Annotated in this window: 12 protein-coding genes; all 12 read left to right on the top strand. The window is 39.4% G+C overall.

Features of this window, described 5'->3' with window-relative positions:
• The first annotated feature begins 467 nt into the window (after nt 1-467).
• The 12 genes from U859_RS0103155 to U859_RS0103100 all read left to right on the top strand — a co-directional run bounded on the left by U859_RS0103155 (nt 468) and on the right by U859_RS0103100 (nt 21,165).
• The gene (locus tag U859_RS0103155) at nt 468-3,482 is read left to right on the top strand and encodes a SusC/RagA family TonB-linked outer membrane protein (protein WP_025141987.1); all 3,015 of its coding nucleotides are present in this window, start codon (nt 468-470) and stop codon (nt 3,480-3,482) included.
• 1 nt (nt 3,483) lies between these two features.
• Nucleotides 3,484-5,028: a RagB/SusD family nutrient uptake outer membrane protein gene (locus U859_RS0103150; RefSeq protein ID WP_025141986.1), complete on the top strand. Its 1,545-nt coding sequence runs from the start codon at nt 3,484-3,486 to the stop codon at nt 5,026-5,028.
• 73 nt (nt 5,029-5,101) lie between these two features.
• A complete protein-coding gene (locus U859_RS0103145) occupies nt 5,102-6,211 on the top strand; it encodes a discoidin domain-containing protein (protein WP_025141985.1) in 1,110 nt (369 codons plus the stop codon).
• 36 nt (nt 6,212-6,247) lie between these two features.
• Nucleotides 6,248-7,336 (top strand): DUF5007 domain-containing protein, encoded by a 1,089-nt coding sequence (locus U859_RS0103140; RefSeq protein WP_025141984.1) that lies wholly within the window; start codon nt 6,248-6,250, stop codon nt 7,334-7,336.
• Between the two features lie 21 nt (nt 7,337-7,357).
• Nucleotides 7,358-10,507, top strand: a complete 3,150-nt coding sequence (locus tag U859_RS0103135) for a SusC/RagA family TonB-linked outer membrane protein (protein ID WP_029985409.1) — start codon at nt 7,358-7,360, stop codon at nt 10,505-10,507.
• An 11-nt stretch (nt 10,508-10,518) separates the two neighbouring features.
• Nucleotides 10,519-12,048: a RagB/SusD family nutrient uptake outer membrane protein gene (locus U859_RS0103130; RefSeq protein WP_025141982.1), complete on the top strand. Its 1,530-nt coding sequence runs from the start codon at nt 10,519-10,521 to the stop codon at nt 12,046-12,048.
• A 23-nt stretch (nt 12,049-12,071) separates the two neighbouring features.
• The gene (locus U859_RS0103125) at nt 12,072-12,797 is read left to right on the top strand and encodes a hypothetical protein (protein WP_025141981.1); all 726 of its coding nucleotides are present in this window, start codon (nt 12,072-12,074) and stop codon (nt 12,795-12,797) included.
• A 24-nt stretch (nt 12,798-12,821) separates the two neighbouring features.
• Entirely contained in the window at nt 12,822-14,441 is a 1,620-nt protein-coding gene (locus U859_RS0103120; protein WP_025141980.1) for a DUF5008 domain-containing protein, read from the top strand.
• A 30-nt stretch (nt 14,442-14,471) separates the two neighbouring features.
• On the top strand, nt 14,472-16,169 hold the full coding sequence (locus tag U859_RS0103115) for a DUF4983 domain-containing protein (RefSeq protein WP_162799845.1): 1,698 nt from the start codon (nt 14,472-14,474) through the stop codon (nt 16,167-16,169).
• Nucleotides 16,170-16,201: 32 nt separating this feature from the next.
• Entirely contained in the window at nt 16,202-17,629 is a 1,428-nt protein-coding gene (locus tag U859_RS0103110) for a PA14 domain-containing protein (RefSeq protein WP_025141978.1), read from the top strand.
• 12 nt (nt 17,630-17,641) lie between these two features.
• Nucleotides 17,642-18,487: a PKD domain-containing protein gene (locus U859_RS30880; protein ID WP_025141977.1), complete on the top strand. Its 846-nt coding sequence runs from the start codon at nt 17,642-17,644 to the stop codon at nt 18,485-18,487.
• 203 nt (nt 18,488-18,690) lie between these two features.
• On the top strand, nt 18,691-21,165 hold the full coding sequence (locus tag U859_RS0103100) for a glutaminase family protein (RefSeq protein WP_025141976.1): 2,475 nt from the start codon (nt 18,691-18,693) through the stop codon (nt 21,163-21,165).
• The last annotated feature ends 116 nt before the right edge of the window (nt 21,166-21,281 follow it).

Raw genomic sequence — 21,281 nt, 5'->3', positions numbered from 1 at the left:
AGGTTAACTGTTGTTTACATAGATACTTCTTCGTGTTGTAACGTTACGTGATTAAAACCTCCCTGAAATTATTTTAGGTAAAACGTTTAACTAGATTTATTTTCTATAACATAAAATCACTCAATTTATTGTAATTAGCAGAATAAAATATCGCTATATGCTGTTTTATAGGGGATTAAAATGTTAATATAATTTAATAAAATTTGATTTTTTTATGTGTCAAATTGACATTTATTGTTAATAATTGAATATTATTATTGGATTTAATAAAAATTTCATAAAAATGACAATTTGTTGTTAAAACGATTTAGTATATATATATTTGATTTAACCAAATGCTAAATTTTATGAGAATCCCTAACTATTACTCCAGAAGTACCTATCTCCCTCATCAAGGATATATCTTGCCGTTTCCAAAAAAATAAATTTTAAAAATCATTTTTTTACCAATTAAAGATCCATTAACTATGCGATACTTATGGGCGTGCCTTGTCTTTTTTGCCGCGTTTACATTAAACGTTTTACCAATTTTTGCAGCGGGTAAAAAACTTCATAAAGGCCTGACAATTAATTACTTAATCTTTCAGGATACAACGAAAATCAAGTTCGTACCCTTAAAAGATTCACTGCGGAAAGATAGTTTAAAGCAGATCAGTCAGAAAACAGTTTATAACAAACTGTCTGGCGGTGTGCAGAAAGATACCAAAGACCTATCTCTTTTTCCAGCCATTTCATTACAGCAAAACTTAAAGGGCAATTTTGCTGGTCTGTACGTTCAGGAGCCATCCGGCGAACCGGGAACCATACAGAATATGTTTTTAAGAGGAGCGCCAATGCCGCTGCTGTCTAAAAAAGATGTTTATGCCTCACAACCATTGGTGGTGCTGGATGGGGTTCCTTTAATTGGCGAGCATCCTTTTGCTTTTGATATCCAGCAGTACGATTTCAACAGGATTGGTCCTGCCACTAACCTGCTTACCGGGATTGATATGAACAACATTGCCTCGATAGAAGTATTGAGCGATCCGGCCAGTACGGCTGTTTATGGTCCAAGGGGTGTAAATGGCGTCATCCTGCTTAAAACAAAAGCTCCCGATGGTGTTTCGCGCAGCATTAGTTTCAATTCGTATATCGGCATGGCACAAAAGCCAGTTGTAAATACCATTAACGGTAAATACGAGAATGAATTCAGACAACGTTTCTACGATATTTATACTACTAACGGCAGGTACTCTGATGATGAGGCCTATCCGGTATATTTAAGTGATTCGCTTAATAATGTATATAGCGGCAAATCTAACTGGACCGATTTATATTATAAAAATGCACTGGTTTATGGCATCAATTTAGGCTTAACCGGTGGTTCTGACCGCGCAAATTTCAGGTTCTCTTTAGGGAATACGAAAAGCAGTGGTGTTGCTGATGATACCGGCTTAGACCGCTATAGCGCCATGTTCAATATCAACATGAAACCTGTTAAATGGTTGTTGTTCTCGGCTATGATTAACGGTAACCGTTTAAACCGTGATCGGAACAGAACCTTAAGAGACAGGTTTGCACAGATCAATTATTTCCCTGATCTAAGTGCTCCGCTGGCACCAAATAAAGATTATTATGCCAGTTACTTAAATTCATACAGTAAGGGTTTTGATGATAACAAAACCAATAGTATTCAGGGCTTTGCCAAACTGGTAGCCACATTTGGCAAATTTAACATCAGCTCATCTTTCAATGTAGATTATAATGAAGGTTACAGGGATATTTTCTATGCAAGAACATTATTGCAGGGAAATAGCTATGCCTCTAACTACTATGGTTTTAACCAAAGGCTAATGATGGAGAATAAGGCTAGCTATGATTTGAAACTTAAAGAAGTACACGATTTTCATTTCGAACTCGGCCAATCCATGATATGGGATATTTATAAGTACAACTATGCTTATGCTTATAAAGGAGCCAATGATTATATCAAAATTAACCTGTTGGATTCTAAACCAAAAAACGATGATGGTTCTGATAACCCGAACTACCTGGTGCCAACAGCATTTCCAAGGGAGTTAACTTACCGTTTCCTGGATAAAACAGCCGATAACCTGTTATCATTTTATGGTAAGGTAAATTATTCTTACAACGATAAATACTTTTTATCTGGAATATTAAGGGCAGATGGTTCATCAAATGCACAGCCTACCAAACGCTGGTTTTATTCGCCAACCGTTTCGGCTGCGTGGAACATCAAAAATGAACTGCTAAAAGACGAGAAATTTATTGATGACCTGGTATTGCGTGCCAGTGCCGGCAGAATGGGAAGGGCTTTCACCTTTGATAACTATGCACAGGGCCCTCAATACAGTGCATCGGTTGGTTATACCGGAAACTTAACTGTTCCAGGTTATAACGCAATTGGAGTATTGACCAGGCCATATTCGTTCGGTTGGGTAGGTTATGGTGTGCCATGGTCGTATTCAGATCAGTTAAATATTGGTGCTGATGTAGCCATGCTTAAAAACCGTTTGCATGTAGCGGTTGATTTTTATACTAAGGCAGAGAAAAACCAATTGCTGGGCATTCCATCATATGCAGAATATGGTTATAAACAATCAATCGAAAGTGGATTGGATATGAGCAATACCGGAGTAGATTTAACCATTAGTGCACTGGTAATTGCTAAAAGTAAATTCTCATGGAATTCTTCATTAAACCTGAACCACAACAGTAATAAATTAACAGCCTTGCCAAGAGGTTTGAACGAAATTATCATTGGCAACAGGTTTTTAAAAGTTGGTGAGCCGGTAGATCAATACTGGTTACTGGAAAATGAAGGTATTTATACTGCAAACAGTCAGGTGCCTGTTGTTAACGGCCAGCCGTTAAAATACAATGGTACACCGTTAAAAGCTGGCGATCCGAAATGGAAAGATCAAAATGGCGATAACATTATCGATGAAAGAGACAAAGTATTAAAAGGACATTCTTTGCCGGTTTTGGCAGGAGGGTTTGATAACTCTTTCAGATATGGCAGCTGGACTTTAAATACCAACCTATATTTCAACCTCGGTAGAAAGATTATTAACGAAGAAATGGCTAACCGTTTCGATTTTGTGAATCACGAAGGCAATACAGATGTATCGTCGGTTAAAGAAATCACCTTCTGGGAAAAAAGAGGCGATTATAGCAAATACCCTTTATACAATCCCTGGAGTACTGTAATTCCTTACCGTACTGATCAGGACCTTTTCTTAGAAAACGGTTCATTCTTAAAATTAAGATCGGTTTCTGTTGGATATGATTTTGGTAACTTTTTAAAGCGAAAAAATATCAAGGTGAATAAAATCTATGTATATGGCTCGGTAAACAATGTGTTCGTAATTACCAAATACACGGGGCAGGATCCTGAACTGGTAGGTTACGATGGCATTGATACAGGCTACGGTCAACCGATCCCAAGAACCTATACGTTGGGTGTTAAAATGGAATTATAATATGGAAAGAAATACAAACAAAACATCAACAATGATGAAGAAAATATTATACTCATTTCTGCTTGCTGTAATTGCTTTATCTGGCTGTAACAAGGCGCTGGAAACAGATTCTACCCGTGTTGTGGGCGAGAAAAATATGTGGAATACGGTTGAAGATGCTCGTGCCGGTATTATGGGGGTTTATGCCCTAACCCGTTCGGCATTATCTGATAACAATGGCCACTGGATTTATGGCGATGTAAGAACCGGTGAATTTACCAGCCCGAAAAGACAGGATTTAAAAGCCATCATCAGCAATAATTTAAATGCATCGTACCCGGTGGTAGAATCGCTTTCTGACTGGACCAGATTTTATGCAATTGTAAACGGTGCAAATGTTTTTCTTGAAAACGTTGCCCATGTTAAAGCAACCGATAAACGTTACTCTGATAATAACATGACGGTTGATATTGCGCAGGCCAGGTTTTTAAGGGCTTTTGCATATTTCTACATGGTGCGGATCTGGGGCGATGTGCCATTCATTATTTCTTCTAACGAAGGTGTATTTGAAAATAAACCAAGAGAAAGTCAGGCAAAAATTTTGGCCTGGGTAGAATCTGAAATTTTAAGGGCTGCCGCCGATCTTCCATACATTTATAGCGGTGGCGATATACAACAGCCAAGCAACTATTATAATGAGGATAGAACCCGTTGGGGAGGTGCATTAGCGACTAAAGTTACTGCTTATGCTGTTTTGGCGCATGTTGCCGCCTGGACAGCTGATTACTCGAACGTAGCGAAATATGCAAAATTTGTAGAAGATAATTATGGAAAAAGTGGTGGGGGCTTTACATCTAGTCAGGATTTATCAAACTCAAATGGCTTTTTCTATAATAAAAACTTCAGGCAGATGTTTGGCTTTAACTCAGATTACGGTCATATCGATGGTTCATCAACAGGTCACATAGAAGAGCTTACACTTGCCGAACCAATTACCACAAAGGCAATCCCTGATATTTACTTACCAAAAGATTCGATCTTAAAATATTTTAACTGGCCAAACGACGAAAGATTCGCTGTAGATACATTAGGTCAATCTAAATACGATCGTTATTTCACCAACCTGAATGGTAAATATCCAATTTTTAGTAAAATAAAAGTAATTCAGGGCGGAACTACTGATCCTAACTTCAGGTACTTTACCAGTGCACTTATTTTTACCCGATTGGAAGATATTGTATTGTTACGTGCCGAAGCGCTATCTGTGCTTGGCGATCAGGAAGGCGCTGCCAACGAATTGTTAAACGTGCTTCTCCGGAGAACTGTTGCGGGTTCATCATTCAGCTTTAATTTGAATGATGATATCTTAAAAATGATTTTCGAAGAGCGTCACCGCGAATTAATGGGCGAAGGCCAGAGGTGGTACGATTTAATCCGCTACAATAAAATAAGACAGAACGATGCCAAGTTCATGAACCTGATTAATTCAGGAGGTATTTATTGGCCAATATCGCGCAAACTTTTATTGCAGAATAATTTATTAACTCAGAACCCTTACTGGCGCTAAAACAATACATATATGAAACCAATATGGTCTTTCGGGGCTATGGTGGCTTCATCACCATTAAAATAATAAACAGATGAAAAATTTTGTAAAATATGTGGGAGCAGTAGCTATGCTTTTATTGCTCACCCTGGTGTATTCGGCTTGTAAAAAGAACGGGGGCTATTATGATGCTTCTGATGAGGCAGTTCCTTTTGCAGGAAATACCTACGAATATTTAAAAAGTAAACCGGGTGTGTACGATTCGCTCATTGTGGCGATTGACCGGATGGGCTTAAAGAAAACACTTACCGATAGTAATGTTACTCTGTTTGCTGTAACCAATCCCAGTTTTCAGCTGGCTTTAAGGAATTTAAACAGTTTAAGGAAACTATCCGATAAAGACCCTTTGTTCTTATCTAATATTGATGGCATACAGCTGGATACGATGGTGTCATATTACATCATTAGAGGTGTAAAAACAACCGATTCTTTAAAACTTCAGGATGGTTTAAACCTAACCAGCGTAAAAGTTGCTTATCCGATGCATGCAAAATCGACCAAAGGATCTGCATCAGGAGAAGTTGGTGCCGGACCAGAAGTGATCGAGTTTAGCAATACCAAAAAAAGCAAGTTTATCAGAAACTGGGCCACCAGTACAACGGCTTCAAATAATATCAGAACAAAAAATGGAATTGTACACGTTATCAGTCCCGATCATACCTTCGGTTTTGATGGCTTTGTTACCCGTTTAACTTTTGTTCCGCCTCCACCAAATTTAATGGTTACCATAGGTGGTACTTTCTCTTCCAACCGTGAAAACGACGGTGGGCCAACCAATGGCGAAAACTCTAAAAAAGTAATTGATGGCGATGACCACACTAAGTTTTTATGCAATATAAATGGCTTTTTAACCATGCAATTCAAACTTAAAACACCAGAAGTATCGTCGGTTTATACACTAACATCAGCTAACGATGCCCCGGAAAGAGATCCTAAGGCCTGGACATACGAAGGCTCGCAGGATGGTGTTAACTGGACCGAACTGCACCGCGTTACCAACTTCTTTTTCGAAGAAAGGTACCAGCAAAAAATATTTAGGTGTACCAACACGGTTGCTTACCAGTATTACCGTATAAACATTACAGAATTAAGGAATGGCGGTACATTCCAGCTTGCAGAATGGACAATTAATAAAACGAAATAGGTGATGGAGTACGGAAAAAATAAATTAGAAAGACTTATGAAATCAATCGTAAAAAAGGAACTTCTTTTTGTATTGTTTGTGCTGGTTATGGCAAGCGGATGTAAAAAGCTGTACAATTTGCCAGATGAAAAAGATTACTTAAGTAACAATGTAAATTTTAGCAATAAAATTCTCGAACCGATTATCGGTCGTAATAACCTGATTGGTGGTTTTAACGGTGATAATTCAACTGCACCCATCACTTTCGAAATTGTGAATGCAAGGTTTGGTGATGGAAGGCCGGTAAGTGATATTTTCCAAAAGGCACCAACTTATGTTTGGACAGCGCCATATACAGGCCTTGAAAAAAGTTTGGCAGAGATAGAAGCAAAAAGAAAAATTGAAGAGCACCAGTTATTCGAAATGCGTTCTTCTGGTCAGTTTATTTTGTGGGCTTCAGCTACCAACCAGTTAATTGCCCCAAGACCAACAGATAGTACCAACTTTAGTCAGGATACCCGTTTTTTTGATGTGAAGGTTAAAAATACCGGCGGGGAAAGATTGATCAAGGATTTTCAGATCAGGCCTTTCCGTGAGCGCCCCTATGAGCCATCAAACGATTTTAATGCCTACACAGGTTTGCCTGCACCCGATCCAAAGTTTCCGTTGGATAAAAAATTAAGGGATTATATCCGCCCTTACTTAGGCAACGTAATCGGTGCTACCTCCAATAAAAATTTAGTAAGCGATAATGATAAAAAAGATGTAGTGGTTTATATCCGTCCGTTTACCGGAGGCAATGGCCATTCATTAAGGATCAAGGTTTTAAATAAAGATTCGGTAGAAATTAACCCGGCTTTCTTTAACGAAACGCAATGGGATAAAATGATACATGGCTTTAACATGCAAAAAACCGACAAATATGTGCAGTACGATGTGGCTTATCCAATTCCGTTGGTAGAGATTTCAACCTCGTATGCCCTGGGTGGCTCGAGGGCAAAGGCCGAGCTTAGCTACTCCAGAGGTGCCTTTGGTGGCGGGCGTACGGTTGCGACTTTCGGCATCGACTTCGCCATTTACAAAGCTGGAGACTGGGAAATTGTATTTCACTTTAAAAACGAGAATCCAAAATTCGCCAGCGAGTAGGTGATATTTAACGCTAATATTATGAAAAGAAATATACTTTTTTATGCACTACTTATTGTGTGCATGATTTGCGGCACGAGTGCTTATTCGCAGGAAAAATACATCATTGTGAATGGTACGGTTGTAGATAAAGAAACAAAACAAGGGGTTCCGGGTGTTTCCGTAATTCTCGAAGAAACCAATAAAGGCCTTACCCAAACCAATGGTAAAGGGCAGTTTACGGTGAATGTACCCATTGGTGGAAACCTGTTGTTTAAATTCCTGGGTTTTAATACACAGAGAACAAAAATTACCGGTGCTACCAACATCACGGTTACCATTAGCGAAGACCGTAAGGCTTTAGATGAGGTAATTATTGTGGCCTACCAAAAAAGGAGCAAAGAAACCACAACAGGATCGTCGGTTTTAATCCAGGCGAAAGATGTTCAGGATATTCCGGTATCAAATGTTGAGCAGCTTTTGCAAGGTAAAGTTCCGGGTTTAAATATTCAGAACAATACCGGTGCTCCAGGTTTCAGGGGATCGGTACAGGTGCGTGGTTTATCGAGCTTAAGCATATCGGGCAGTGGTAACGAATCATTTTTACAGCCAACATCGCCTTTATACATTATTGATGGTGTACCATTGGATGCAGATAAAGCTGCCGAATTTGGTTTTCAATCACAGGGACCAGGTGTTAGTCCGCTTTCTTTGATCCCTCAGGAAGATATCGAAAATATTCAAATCCTTAAAGATGCGCAGGCTACCTCCATGTACGGTTCAAGAGGTGCTTATGGTGTAATCATCATCACCACCAAAAGAGGTAACTCTAAAGTGCCAAGAATTAAGTACGTTACCAATGCTTTCGTTAATGCACCACCTAAACTGCGTGAAACTTTGGGCGGAAATTCTGAAAGATCATTAAAAATCCAGCAGATTATCTTAAATGCCTCAAATGTTGACGATATCAGAAGGATTTCGAACACGGCTTTTTTGTCTGATAGTTTAAACGCTTACTGGAACAATTCTACCGATTGGCAGAATGTGTTTTTCCAGACTACCTATAACCAGAGCCATAACCTGGCGCTTGATGGTGGCGATCCTAAATTTAATTATAAGGCAAACTTAGGTTACTATACCGAAAAAGGGGTAATTAAAAATACGGGCTACGACCGTTACAACCTGAACATGAACATGGAGTTTAAACCAAATGATAAATTTAGGTTTTTTGGTTTCATCAATGGTTCGGTAGGTAAACAGAACAAAGGTAATGGTGTGGGTTTACTTCAGTCGGGAGTTGCAGAAAACGGGCAAGCCTCTACTTTATTGCCTCCTCCATCGTTTTATCAGGCAACAGGCGGTGTATTGTCGGCTTTGCAAACGTTAAATGATAATAACTCAAGGAATTTAAGAACCAACGTAGAAGCACGTTACGAATTTATCCCGGGTTTGGCATTATCATCTACCTTAAGTTACGATTATACCTCAGATACCGAATCTACTTTTACGCCAGCTGCAGCAAATGGTCAGTATGCCAAGCTTTACGATTATGTAGGCAGGAACTACCAGTTATACAACCGTAATGGTATTACTTATGCAAAAACTTTTGGCGAAAAACATAACCTTTTCATTAACACCTTTAATGAGATTTATAAACAAGGTGCACAGGCAGGCATTACCCGTCAGGAAAGGATCCCGAACGATCAGTTACAAGGACCAATTGGTTATGACGACTATAACTCAAGAGGTGGTGGTGTATTAAGCAATTATAGAAATGCAACCATTGCATCGTTTGCTGGTTCATTATCTTACGATTATGATAAAAAATATGTTGCCGAGTTCTCTTACCGTTTAGATGGAACATCATCCAGTGGTTTAGAAAATCCATATTCTAAAAACCCATCAGTAGGTTTAAGATGGAACTTTAACAAAGAAAACTGGCTGGCTGATAAAAAATGGTTATCCTATGGTAGTTTAAGGTTAACATGGGGGCAGAACATTGTACCAACAGGAAACTTGCAGAGTATTTATGGTATTTATAACCTTAACGGCAATTTTAACAACAACCCTACTATTGGTATCGATTTTGATCTTGTACCAAATCCAAACTTAAAACCGACAACAACCACTCAATATAACCTTGGTTTTGATTTAGGTTTCTTTAACGACAGGATTTCTGTAAACTTCGATACTTATTTCAAAAAGGTTGATAACCTGCTTTTCGATAGGTTCTTATCCAATACTACAGGCTTTAATAAATTGGCCAGTAACGATTTGGGTATTGCCAACTACGGTACCGAGTTAATGCTTACGGTTAGGCCGGTGGTGAGTAAGGATTTAGACATATCGGTGTCGGTAAACGGAGCGTTAAACCGCGACGTATTGCTAAAATTACCGGCCGAGTATAATGGTCAGTACATTAAGTTCGATGAGTCGAATTATTTACAACACAATGTTTTCCGTGTAGGTAGAAACACCTTATCAAATTATTTAAGAATCAATCAGGGCGTTTATAAAACTGATGCCGATGTGCCTGTAGATCCGGTTACCGGAAAAAGATACCAATCAAACGGTCAGTTTTTCCTTGGCGGAGATCCGATCATGAAAGATGTTAACGGCGATTATATTTTAGATGGCAGGGATTATGAAGTTACCGGAAACTCGCAGCCTTTGGTTACGGGTGGTGTATCTACCAACATCAGATACAAAAACTGGGGATTAAATATTTATGCAACCTATACCGCCGACAGAACGATTTTGAACAATGCTTTAGCCGATAGGATTGGCATTATGCGTGATCCTTTCTCACAAAAATCAGTTGTTCCTTTAAACGACCTTGATATCTGGAGATCACCTGGCGATGTTGCAAAATACCCTTATCCTTATGATTATAAACGTTTTGATCAGATTCAGCCTTTACGTGCCGATCAAACACTCTGGCAGGAAAGCGGAAGTTATTTTAAAGTGAGTAACGTAACCGTTTCGTACATGTTTAATAAGAAATTGATCAGCAGGTTTGGGCTTAATCAATTAAGGATTTATGCCTCTACCAACAACCTGATTACCTTCTCTAAATACAGTGGACCAAATCCTGAAAACGTAACCTCTTTAGGCCGCGATATTTCAACAGGATATCCAGTTCCACGTACCTATAACATTGGTTTAAACTTAGAACTTAATACAGGCAACTAATCAATACTATCATGAAAAAAGTTATCATTTATACGATCATTATAGCCGCAACTTTTTGCTTGCCTGCATGTAAAAAGTTCCTGGATGTACAGCCTTTAGATAAATTAACAGGAAATAACTTCTTCCAGTCTAAAGATGATGTGGTGGCCAATATTTACAATTTATCAAGAATTGTTTTTAACAAGTACAACGAAACCCATTATATTGGTGCAACCGGCGAATACCGCTCGGGCGAAGTACTTTATGAGAGCCAGTCAGACCATGCACCAGCGCGCTCATTTGTAGAGGTTTTAGGCAAAAACAATTTATTAACATTACTTAGCGGCGGAGTGCCCTGGGTTAATGACATCAATTATAATTTTTATAGAATAACCGATTGGACAGGTTATTATCAGGCCATTCAGGGGGCCAACATTCTTATCGCTAAACTTGATGAAGGTATCCCCGGCGTATCCGAAGCCGAAAAAAATTCGTTCAAGGCTGAAGCGGCTTTTATACGGTCATTGAGTTATTTTATTATGGTACGCCTGTACGGAAATGTGGTGTATTATACCGATCCCTTCCACTCTGCAGCTTTACCGAGAGAAAACTTTGTCTCTGTGTTAAATAAATGTATTGCCGACCTTAAAACCTACAAAAATTCTATTGCATGGACCTATACTGATCCTGCCCTAAAAGGCGTAAGGGCAAGCAGGGGTAGTATTGTTGCCCTGATGATGGAAATGAATATGTGGAATGCGGGTTTTGATCCCAACAATGCTAAAAAATATTATGAGGAAACCGCCGACCTGGGCCGCGAATTAATTGCAAGCAATGCATACAGGTTATTGCCGATCAGCGAATGGGCAACAGTGATAAAAGGACGGTCGGACGAGAGTTTGTTCGAATTTTACCGCAGTATCAATTACGGTGATGCCAATACAAATCTTGCACCTGTAGCCGATATGTTTTTGCATTATCCGTATAAAAGACCTGAATATACCCACCGTGTAAGTTTTGCTTACTACAGGGGAGAGTATATGCAGAAAATTTTTCAGGATGGCAGTGACAGAAGAATTACCACCTGGTTTAACGAAGATATTTTTGCCGATAATGGAAAATTTATGATGTTAAAATTTGCACAAAACTCATTTTCTACCGGTGAGGAAGATGCCAACCCTGATAATACTTTTATGATCTTCAGATACGGTGGCGAAATCCTTTTGGCCGCAGAAGCAATGGCGAATTCCGATCAGGATGGTGATGCCGTTAAATTGTTAAATATGGTTAGGGGCCGTGCAGGTGCATCTCCATATACCCCAAGCAACGGAAACCTGAAAGATTTTATCTTTTACGAACGATCTAGAGAATTAATCGGCGAGGGGCATCACTATTTCGACCTGGTTCGCACCAAAAGGATTTTAAGCAGCCAGTGGTCTTACAATGTACTAACAGCTGATAAATTTAACCGTGGCGCATGGACCTGGCCAATCAGTTCGAACGCGTTGAATAACAATCCATATATGGTATTGAACGAGTATTGGGTTAACGGAGGTAATTAATTTATAAGAAAGATTTAGAAGATATGAAAAAGCTAATAATGATATGTGCAGCACTTTTACTCTTGCTTAATGCCTGTAAACGTGACGAATATTATATAGACGGAGGTAGAGCAAATCCTGATTATCAGGGTAATATGCTGCAGTACCTGCAAGCCAAAAAAGTTCCTTTCGATACCGTAGCACAGATTGTAAAACTGGCTGGTATGGAGAAACAGTTCAGTTCAGAAGATTTTACCTTCTTTGCTTTTGATGATGATGTGGTAAGAAGGACCATAGGAACGCTTAAAACAGGAGGCTTAAATACCTATTTGTTTTATGCCGGTAAAGACACCGTTAAAACCTTAGATCAGATTCCGCCTGCAATATGGAAAAAATACCTGCAGCGCTACATGTTTAAAGGCGTAAACCGCTTAAAAGATTATCCACAGATCGATCTTGGTCTGCGCAGCATTTACCCGGGCGCACTGTACTATGATTACAATAACAGTGTAGCTAATATTGGGGTGAACTTTAGCGATGCTAATGGAGTTAAGTACATAGGCTACAGGCAGTTAATGTTTTCTTATATTCCGGATATATCAAAGCCAAATGATAGCTGGATAACGGTGCCAATTGCATCGTCAGATATAAAACCAACTAACGGGGTTGTGCATAGCTTAAGTTATACCGGCGCATATCTTGGTTTTAGTCAGTCAGAGTTTTGGAACGATATATTTATTAGTGGGTTACTGCCAGGTGGAAGTAAATAGGTTTTATTAGAAAAGAATTAAATCATGAAAAGAATCAAATATATTCTAACCGTATTTTTCCTAATTAGCTTCACCATCCAGAGCTGTAAAAAGGGAGAAGAACTAGGTGCCGAACCTTACGGAAGTGGAAAAGAACCACTTGGCATAACAATCAGTCAAACAGCAACGCCAACACCCGCAGAGGGTATTGTAGGTACAACCGTTACCGTAAAAGCAACGGGTTTGATGCCTTATAAAGATCAGCTTACCTTTATGTTTAATGGCGAAAAGGCTCAGGTGGTAAGTGTAACCGCCACCGAGATTACGGTTAAGGTACCAGATGCCGGTAGTACAGGTATTACCTCTATTGCCATTGGCGACCAGTTAATTCTGGGGCCACAGTTTACTGTAACCGGTATTATTAAAAATGATATTACCTGGAAAGCAACATCAGGTGCAAATAGTTATGTAAGCCAGTTTTATGAAATGGCTGACGGAAGGGCCATTGTAATCGGCAGTTTTAGCAATTACGATAATAAAGGGTTTATTACACCGATCAACAGAATTGCCAGAACCTCATTGGATGGTGACTACGACCGTACATTTAGAACCGGAAAAGGAGCAAACGGGTCTTTATCAAGAATCATTGAAGTAGGCGGACGTTTTGTTATTGCTGGTGGTTTTAGTGGTTACAACCAACGTACAGAAAATATCAGTAACATTACTACATTGTTCACTAATGGTGCCATTGATACCGTTAAAATCCAGACTAAAAGAAAGCCAACAATTACCGATACCGTAACTCAAAAATGGTTCCCGAAATTTAATGGCGGTACAAACGGTTATATCAGCCGTATATATCCACATCAGGGGAAAATATTGGCTGCAGGTGATTTTAGGTATTATGTTAAACGTACCTATAATAAAGATAACTACGATTTTACCAGAGATACTGTTATTGTAGACAGTACCGAAATCCGCCAGATTTTAAGGTTTAATTTAGATGGTTCATTGGATAAAACTTACCGTTTTAATACTTCAACAAACAAGGGGAATGTAAGTGCAAATGGGCCAATTGGCACCTATATGCATACCGATGCTCCCAATTTAGAAAAACTGATGGTGTTTGGTAATTTCAATACATTTGATGATCAGCCAGCGGTACGTATATTACGTTTAACAGCCAGCGGAGCAGTAGATCCTTCCTTTAATCCGGGCACTGGGGCAGATAATGGTATTGGTAACTTAACCTATAATGCCACCACCAGAAAATATCTGATTACCGGAAGTTTTACCAAATACAATGGCAAGCCTGCCAATGGAATAGCGCTGATAAATGAAGATGGAAGCCTTGACGAATCGTTCAGCGCCAAATTATTTGAAGGTGGTTATCCGGAGTTTGCCAAGCAGCTCTCTAACGGGCTGATTGTAGTGAGTGGTTATTTCAGGAAATATAACAATGTAACCAGAAATGGCTTTATGGTACTTACACCAGCAGGTTTATTGGCCCCAGGTTATAATGCAACAGGCCCTTTTCAGGGAAGTTTATCTGATGTAATTGAAACAAAATCAGCAGATGGTAAAAAAGCATTGCTGCTAATCGGTGGCTTTAGCCGCTTCGATAACCAGCCATTTTATAACATTATGAGAGTAACCATTGAATAAGACGCCTAACCAAGATAAATTATGATGAGCATGATGAAAAAATATAAATTATTGATAGGTCTGATGGCCACAATAATTACAACGGCCATATTTTCCTGTAACAAAGATTTCGATAGAACACTTACTCCAAAAGATGGTACCGATACCACTAAAGTACGGTATGGTAGCCGCAAGGTTTTGTACCTCATTGTTGATGGTGCCAGGGGCCAGTCGGTGTCAACGGCTAGTATCCCTAATATTACGGCTTTACTTCCAACCTCTATTTACAGTTGGGTAGCATTAAACGAACCCGAAGTTACGCAGAATGCCAGCAATTGGGCCAATATGCTTACCGGAGTAAAAAAAGGCAAACACCTGGTAAACGATGATAATTTAACCAATAATAACCTGCAGAACTATCCAATTATTTTTAAAAGGATTAAAGAGGTAAAACCGCAGACTAAAATTGCAGCATATACTTCATCTGCAGTATTTAAATCATTAACCACCGGTGCCGATATCAGTAGCCTGGTAACCAATGATGACGAGGTTAAGGCGGCAGTTATCAATCAGTTAAATACCGATACCGCATCGGTTATTGTGGGCCATTTTACCGATGTAGATAAAGCAGGTATTGCTTCGGGTTATGATAATTCATTTCCGGCTTATAAATCGGCAATTGAAAAATTTGATAGTGGTGTAGGCGAGATCATGACTGCTTTAAAGAAACGCACAAACTACATCAACGAAGATTGGCTGGTTGTAATCGCCTCTAGCGATGGTGGTGCATTTACCCTTCCGCCAAATGCTGATGATCAGACTATTTTTAGCAAGCCTGCTAATAATGCATTTGTGATCTATTATAGTTCTACCTATAGCAAAAGAATTTTGGTTAAGCCCTTTACAGGTAACCGTTATTTAGGTAAAACAGTTAAAATGACTGGAAAAGAGGTAAGGGCAGAAATTGCCGGCGAAGATGCTACTGTTTATAACATTGATGATACCACCAAAATGACCATCGAACTGAAGGTTAAAAAGAATCAGGAGAAACTTTTTTACCCCAGCATTTTAGGTAAACGGAACGAATGGTCTAGCGGTCACCCAAGTGTTGGCTGGGTAATTTACCTGGAAGATAAGTACTGGTATTTCGAATGGAGAGGTACAAAAGATGGCGATTACCGCCAGTGCAGAGGCGCCGATCTGGTTCAGGGCAGATGGGAAAATCTATCGGTGAAATTAGAGCAGCGTGGTAATCAAAGGTTCATCCGTACCTATACCAACGGTGTTTTTAATAATGAATTAGAAATTACCAATTCTGGCTCTTTGGCCAATTCAAATGCATTAAAACTGGGCTTCTTAAATGGTGATGGACATGGAGAACCGGATTATTATGTAACCGATATCAGGTTCTTTAAACTTTCGGTTCCAGATGGAGTAATCGGGCAATATGCATGCGAAACTTCTATCGATCAAAGTCACCCTTCTTATAATTTTCTGGTGGGTTACTGGCCTGCTACAGATGGAAACAGTGATAAAATGGTTGATCTTTCTTCTCAGGCACGCGATTTTAAATTGCTCGGACCTTATGCATGGGAAAATTTTAATGATTTAATCTGTCCGCCATCTGCAAGCACACTTGCTGCATTGGTTCCTCAAACTTCTGATATACCCGCACAGGTAATCAACTGGTTAAAAATAGCAAACAAACAAACCTGGGCACTTGATGGCAGGGTTTGGTTAGATCAATAACAAAAGTTTCGGATCATTTAAAAATATCGAAAATGAAAAAAATTATATATTCAATGGTAATGGGTTTAACCATTATAATTGGTGCCTATTCTTGTAAACAATCGCAAGTAGAGGATTTAAAACTGCCCGATGCTGCAACCAGGAGCATTACTGGCGAGGGTATTGTAGTGGGTAATGTAACCATCGATAATCAATTTGTGAGGGTACCCTTTAAAATTTCCCTTTCAGGCATGGCCGAAGAGGCTTTCCAGGTGGGTTTAACCTTAAATAACGATACCGTTACCCAGTTAATCAATAACGGAGGTTTAACCAATACCGTATTAATGCCTTCATCTGCAGTAGAATATCCAACGGTGATTAACGTAGCTTACGGAACAGATAATGCCGAAGGTATTGCCATTGTGCGTAGGGCCACTTTAGAGCGTTATCTCGGTAAAAAAGTGGCTTTTGCTTTAAAACTCTCTTCGCCAGGTAAAGGAAATAAAATTGCTAATGGAAAATCTACCATTTTGGTGGTAATCAATACATCCGAATTACTTAAAACTTCTGACGTCCATTTTCTTACGCTGCAAGGCGGCGGTACTTATAACATCGCTTATCAGGGTAATTATATTGTGGGGCCCGCAGGTGTTACCTTTCCACTTATTATCAGTTTAGAAAATGCTCCTTCTACAGCCTTTAATGTAAAAGTGAGGGATAATGTAGATACCATTGCTACCTTAGTTTCGAGAGGTACGCTCCCTGCGGATGCCATTCATTTGGCTGCAAAAGATTTTTCACTCGATACATTAATCAGGTTTAATACAGGGGCAAGCAGTGCCACAGTGAGGCTAACTATACCTTGGCCGGTTTTCGATGCAAATATCGTAGCCAATAAAAAGTTCGCCTTTGCATTAAGTCTTGCCGAAAATACCAATCATGTAATCCATCCTACAAAAGGAAAAGTGATTGTAATAATCGATCCAAATGTGAACTTAGATAATAACTCGCCAATTTTTGGGAACGGAACGGGTTTAATCGCTAAATACTACACCAATACACAATTAGCTCCTGATGATGGAAGAGCCCCGACAACAACAAGGGTAGATGCGAGTATTAATTTTGCCGGAGATGACTGGCCAAGAAATGCAGGAGTAAGTCTTGATAATTTCGCAAGCAGGTGGAGCGGAGAATTCCTGGCTCCGGTTAGAGGTGATTATATTTTTTATCAAACTACCTGGGATGACGGATCAAGATTGTTTATCAACGGAAAAGCAATTATTGATGATTATACCACAAGTTGGAGCCAGCCGGGAAGAAAGGCAACTATCCATTTAGAAAGAGGAATTAAATATAGAATAGAAGTACATCACCGCGAGAATGTGGGTGGCCAGGAAGCTAAGTTAGAATACGAAGTGCCATCGGCAGGTATAGTGGGTAAGCGTCCTATAGAGACCTCACAATTATTTCCAACTCCTTAAACATTAATAGATATGAAAAGTAATATGAAAAAGTTTTTGAGCATCTGCTCGCTTTTACTGCTTATCGTTGTGTTAACGGTAAAATGTAAAAAAAGCGGAAACGATGAGGTTATTCCACAGGTGGATGAACCAAAGCCATTGGTTACATTTGATTATACCATTCCAAATCCGGTAAAATACCAGGAGGTTCAGTTTACGGCCACTCCCACAAATTACAAATCATTATTGTGGCAGTTTGGAGATGATAGTACCTCAGTAGAAATTTCGCCAAAACACGTTTACAGGTTTCCGGGTACATATCGCGTAATTTTAACGATCAGAAACGGACAGGGTTATTCGGCAACAAAAGAGATCAACCTAAAAATTGTCGATCCTAATTTCGATCCTACCAAATATGGCGAAAACTACATGGTAACCGTTGGAGGAAAATTTTCAGTAAACCTCGAGGCTGGTGCCGGACCCGATTCTAACGAAGGTTCTAAAAAACTTGTCGATCAGGATATCAATACCAAATTTTTACAGGCTGGTTTTGATGGTACCCAAAAATGTACTTTCGAACTGAATACGCCACAGGTGGTAGGTGCTTATACCTTAACGTCGGGCAACGATGCCGCAGACCGCGATCCAAGGTACTGGATTTTACAGGGATCTTTAGATGGCATTCAATATACCGATCTGCATACTGTAACCAGTTGTCCGTGGGAAAATACCAATGAAGGTGCGAGTAGAAAACAGACCAAGCTTTTCCACTTTGATAATTACATCGCTTATAAATTCTATCGTCTTTACATTAAATCGAACAGGGGAAGCCGCGTGTTTCAACTGGGCGAGTGGACAATCAACAAAAAACAACCTTAACTAATACGCTCCACACATTTGAAAAATACATGAGGCTTAAAAACTTCATGTATTTTTTTAGTTCCCGAATTTAAATGTCATTTGGACAATTAAAAATTGAATTGTCTTGCCAAAAGTAAATTATATTTTATACTTTAGTAAAACGTTTAACCAGCGTTAATCTAACCAGAATATACGATCATACTTCAATACACACACAAATTATGAACAAAACCAACACTTTAAAATTCTTCGGCATACTCGGCTGCATGTTAGTCGGGGGCTTGCTAAAAGCACAGGAGCGAAAGGCACCCGCTTATCCCTTAATTACGCACAATACCTATTTCAGTATCTGGTCTGCTACTGATAAATTAAACGAATCTTCTACCCAGCACTGGACCGGTGCCGATAATTCTCTTTTAGGCTTAATCAATGTTGATGGCGGTATTTATCGCTTTTTAGGTAAAGAAACCATAACCTACAAAACAGTTGTACCTGCTTCTGATGAAAAAGGCTACGAAGTTAAATATACAGAAACCGAACCGCAGGGCGATTGGAAGTCTCCAAATTACAATGCAGGCAACTGGCAAACAGGTGCCGCACCAATTGGCGATGATGCCAAAAACGTAAAAACACTCTGGAAATCGCATGATATCTGGGTGAGGAGAACCTTTAATGTAGCTAATCCGGCCTCAATAAATGAGTTGTTCTTAAAAATAAACCACGACGATAATATCGAGGTGTATTTAAACGGTAAAAAGATCTACACCAAAGAAGGCTGGACAAACAATTTCCAATATATTGCTTTAAGCAATAGCGATAAAAGTGCTTTAAAAGCGGGGTCCAATGTAATTGCAATCCACCTGATTAATACCGCAGGTGGCCGTTTCCTTGATTTTGGCCTGGTAGACAGGCTAAAAGACAATGCAGAAAAGGTACAGCTGGCAAAGCAAAAAAGTGTTGATATTAATGCCACGCAAACCATTTACAACTTTACCTGTGGCAAAATCGACTTGAAACTGACCTTTACCTCACCTTTATTGATGAATGATTTAGGTTTGTTTGCACGTCCGGTTTCTTATGTTTCTTATCAGGTAAAAGCCAATGATGGTAAAACACACCAGGTAAGAGTGTATTTAAGTGCTTCATCTAACATTGCAGTTTACCGTCCTACGCAAGAGGTTACCGCAACTAAATATGCTACGCCAAAATTATCTATATTAAAAACGGGAACGGTAGAGCAGCCCATCCTGCAAAAGGCAAGCGACGATATGCGTATTGATTGGGGTTATTTTTATGTAGCGGCTCCAAAAACCAGCAATGCCATTCAGTTTGTAACTGCAGAAAAAGATGCAGCTGAAGCCTTTAGAAAAGGCAACTCCGCTTCAACCGCTAAACAGGGCAAAATGCTGGCACTTAACACCATTATTCCATTTGGTGCGGTAGGAAAAGCTGCGGTTGAAAAATATGTTGAGCTGGGTTATGATGAAATTTATTCGGTTCAATATTTTAACAAAAATTTAAGGCCATGGTGGAACACTTCTGGTAAAGAAACCATTGAAGGGCAATTAACTGCTGCGGCCGATGAATATAAAACAGTGATTCAGAAATGCGAAGCTTTTAATAAAACCTTATATGCTGATGCATTAAAATCAGGCGGTAAAGAGTACGCTGATTTATGTGTTTTAGGTTATCGTCAGAGTATTGCAGCACACACTTTGGTTAAAAGCCAGCAAGGTGAAATTTTGTGGTTATCAAAAGAAAATAACAGTGGTGGCTTTATCAACACGGTTGATGTAACTTATCCATCGGCTCCATTATACCTCATTTATAATCCACAGTTGCTACAAGGTATGTTAAATGGTATTTTCTATTTCAGCGAAAGCGGGAAATATCCCCACCCATGGGCAGCACACGATTTAGGGACTTACCCATTGGCCAACGGACAAACCTACGGCGAACCAATGCCGGTTGAAGAATCGGGCAACATGATCATTTTAACTGCTGCCATTGCCAAAGCACAAGGAAATGCCGATTACGCCAAAGCACATTGGAAAACCTTAACCACCTGGGTTGATTATTTAACCAAAGAAGGTTTAGATCCAAAAACACAGTTATGTACCGATGATTTTGCCGGTCACCTGGCCCGTAATGCCAACTTATCGGTAAAAGCAATTGTAGGTATTGCCTGTTATGCTCAAATGGCAAAAACATTGGGTTATGATGATGTGGCTAAAAAATACAGGGATATTGCCGAAGGCATGGTGCCTAAATGGATAGAAATGGCTGATGCGGGCGATCATTATGCCTTAACCTTCGATAATAAAGATACCTGGAGCCAGAAATATAACCTGGTTTGGGATAAAGTTTTAAACTTAAACCTTTTCCCTCAAAAAATCTACGACACTGAAACTAAATATTACCTCACCAAACAAAACAGATACGGTATTCCATTAGACAGTAGAAAGGCTTATACCAAAAACGACTGGATTTTGTGGACGGCAACTTTTGCACCAACCCAAACAGAATTCGAGGCTTTGGTGCATCCGGTTTATAAACATGCTATCGAAACAGAATCAAGAGTGCCTTTGAACGATTTCTATGATTCAAATACCGGCATCCGCGATAACTTTAAGGCCCGTAGCGTTGTAGGCGGTTTTTATATGAAAATGCTTGCCGATAAATTAAACAGTAAATAAGACCTCACCATCCCTTAAATTAGCAATCGAAGGTTCTGCATTAATTTGCAGGACCTTTTTCATTCCCATCGTTCCTTCCATTCCCCTCTTTCAGAGGGGTGTCCGCAGGACGGGGT

This window comes from Pedobacter jeongneungensis (genome assembly GCF_000633455.1).
Taxonomy (GTDB): Bacteria; Bacteroidota; Bacteroidia; order Sphingobacteriales; family Sphingobacteriaceae; genus Pedobacter; species Pedobacter jeongneungensis_A.
This window is presented reverse-complemented; position numbering and strand designations above follow the sequence as displayed.

Coding starts and splice junctions, on each gene's coding strand:
- U859_RS0103130 (WP_025141982.1), top strand. CDS start 10,519: ATGAAAAAAGTTATCATTTATACGATCATTATAGCCGCAACTTTTTGC.
- U859_RS0103100 (WP_025141976.1), top strand. CDS start 18,691: ATGAACAAAACCAACACTTTAAAATTCTTCGGCATACTCGGCTGCATG.
- U859_RS0103110 (WP_025141978.1), top strand. CDS start 16,202: ATGAAAAAAATTATATATTCAATGGTAATGGGTTTAACCATTATAATT.
- U859_RS0103150 (WP_025141986.1), top strand. CDS start 3,484: ATGGAAAGAAATACAAACAAAACATCAACAATGATGAAGAAAATATTA.
- U859_RS0103125 (WP_025141981.1), top strand. CDS start 12,072: ATGAAAAAGCTAATAATGATATGTGCAGCACTTTTACTCTTGCTTAAT.
- U859_RS0103140 (WP_025141984.1), top strand. CDS start 6,248: ATGAAATCAATCGTAAAAAAGGAACTTCTTTTTGTATTGTTTGTGCTG.
- U859_RS0103155 (WP_025141987.1), top strand. CDS start 468: ATGCGATACTTATGGGCGTGCCTTGTCTTTTTTGCCGCGTTTACATTA.
- U859_RS0103120 (WP_025141980.1), top strand. CDS start 12,822: ATGAAAAGAATCAAATATATTCTAACCGTATTTTTCCTAATTAGCTTC.
- U859_RS0103115 (WP_162799845.1), top strand. CDS start 14,472: ATGATGAAAAAATATAAATTATTGATAGGTCTGATGGCCACAATAATT.
- U859_RS30880 (WP_025141977.1), top strand. CDS start 17,642: ATGAAAAGTAATATGAAAAAGTTTTTGAGCATCTGCTCGCTTTTACTG.
- U859_RS0103145 (WP_025141985.1), top strand. CDS start 5,102: ATGAAAAATTTTGTAAAATATGTGGGAGCAGTAGCTATGCTTTTATTG.
- U859_RS0103135 (WP_029985409.1), top strand. CDS start 7,358: ATGAAAAGAAATATACTTTTTTATGCACTACTTATTGTGTGCATGATT.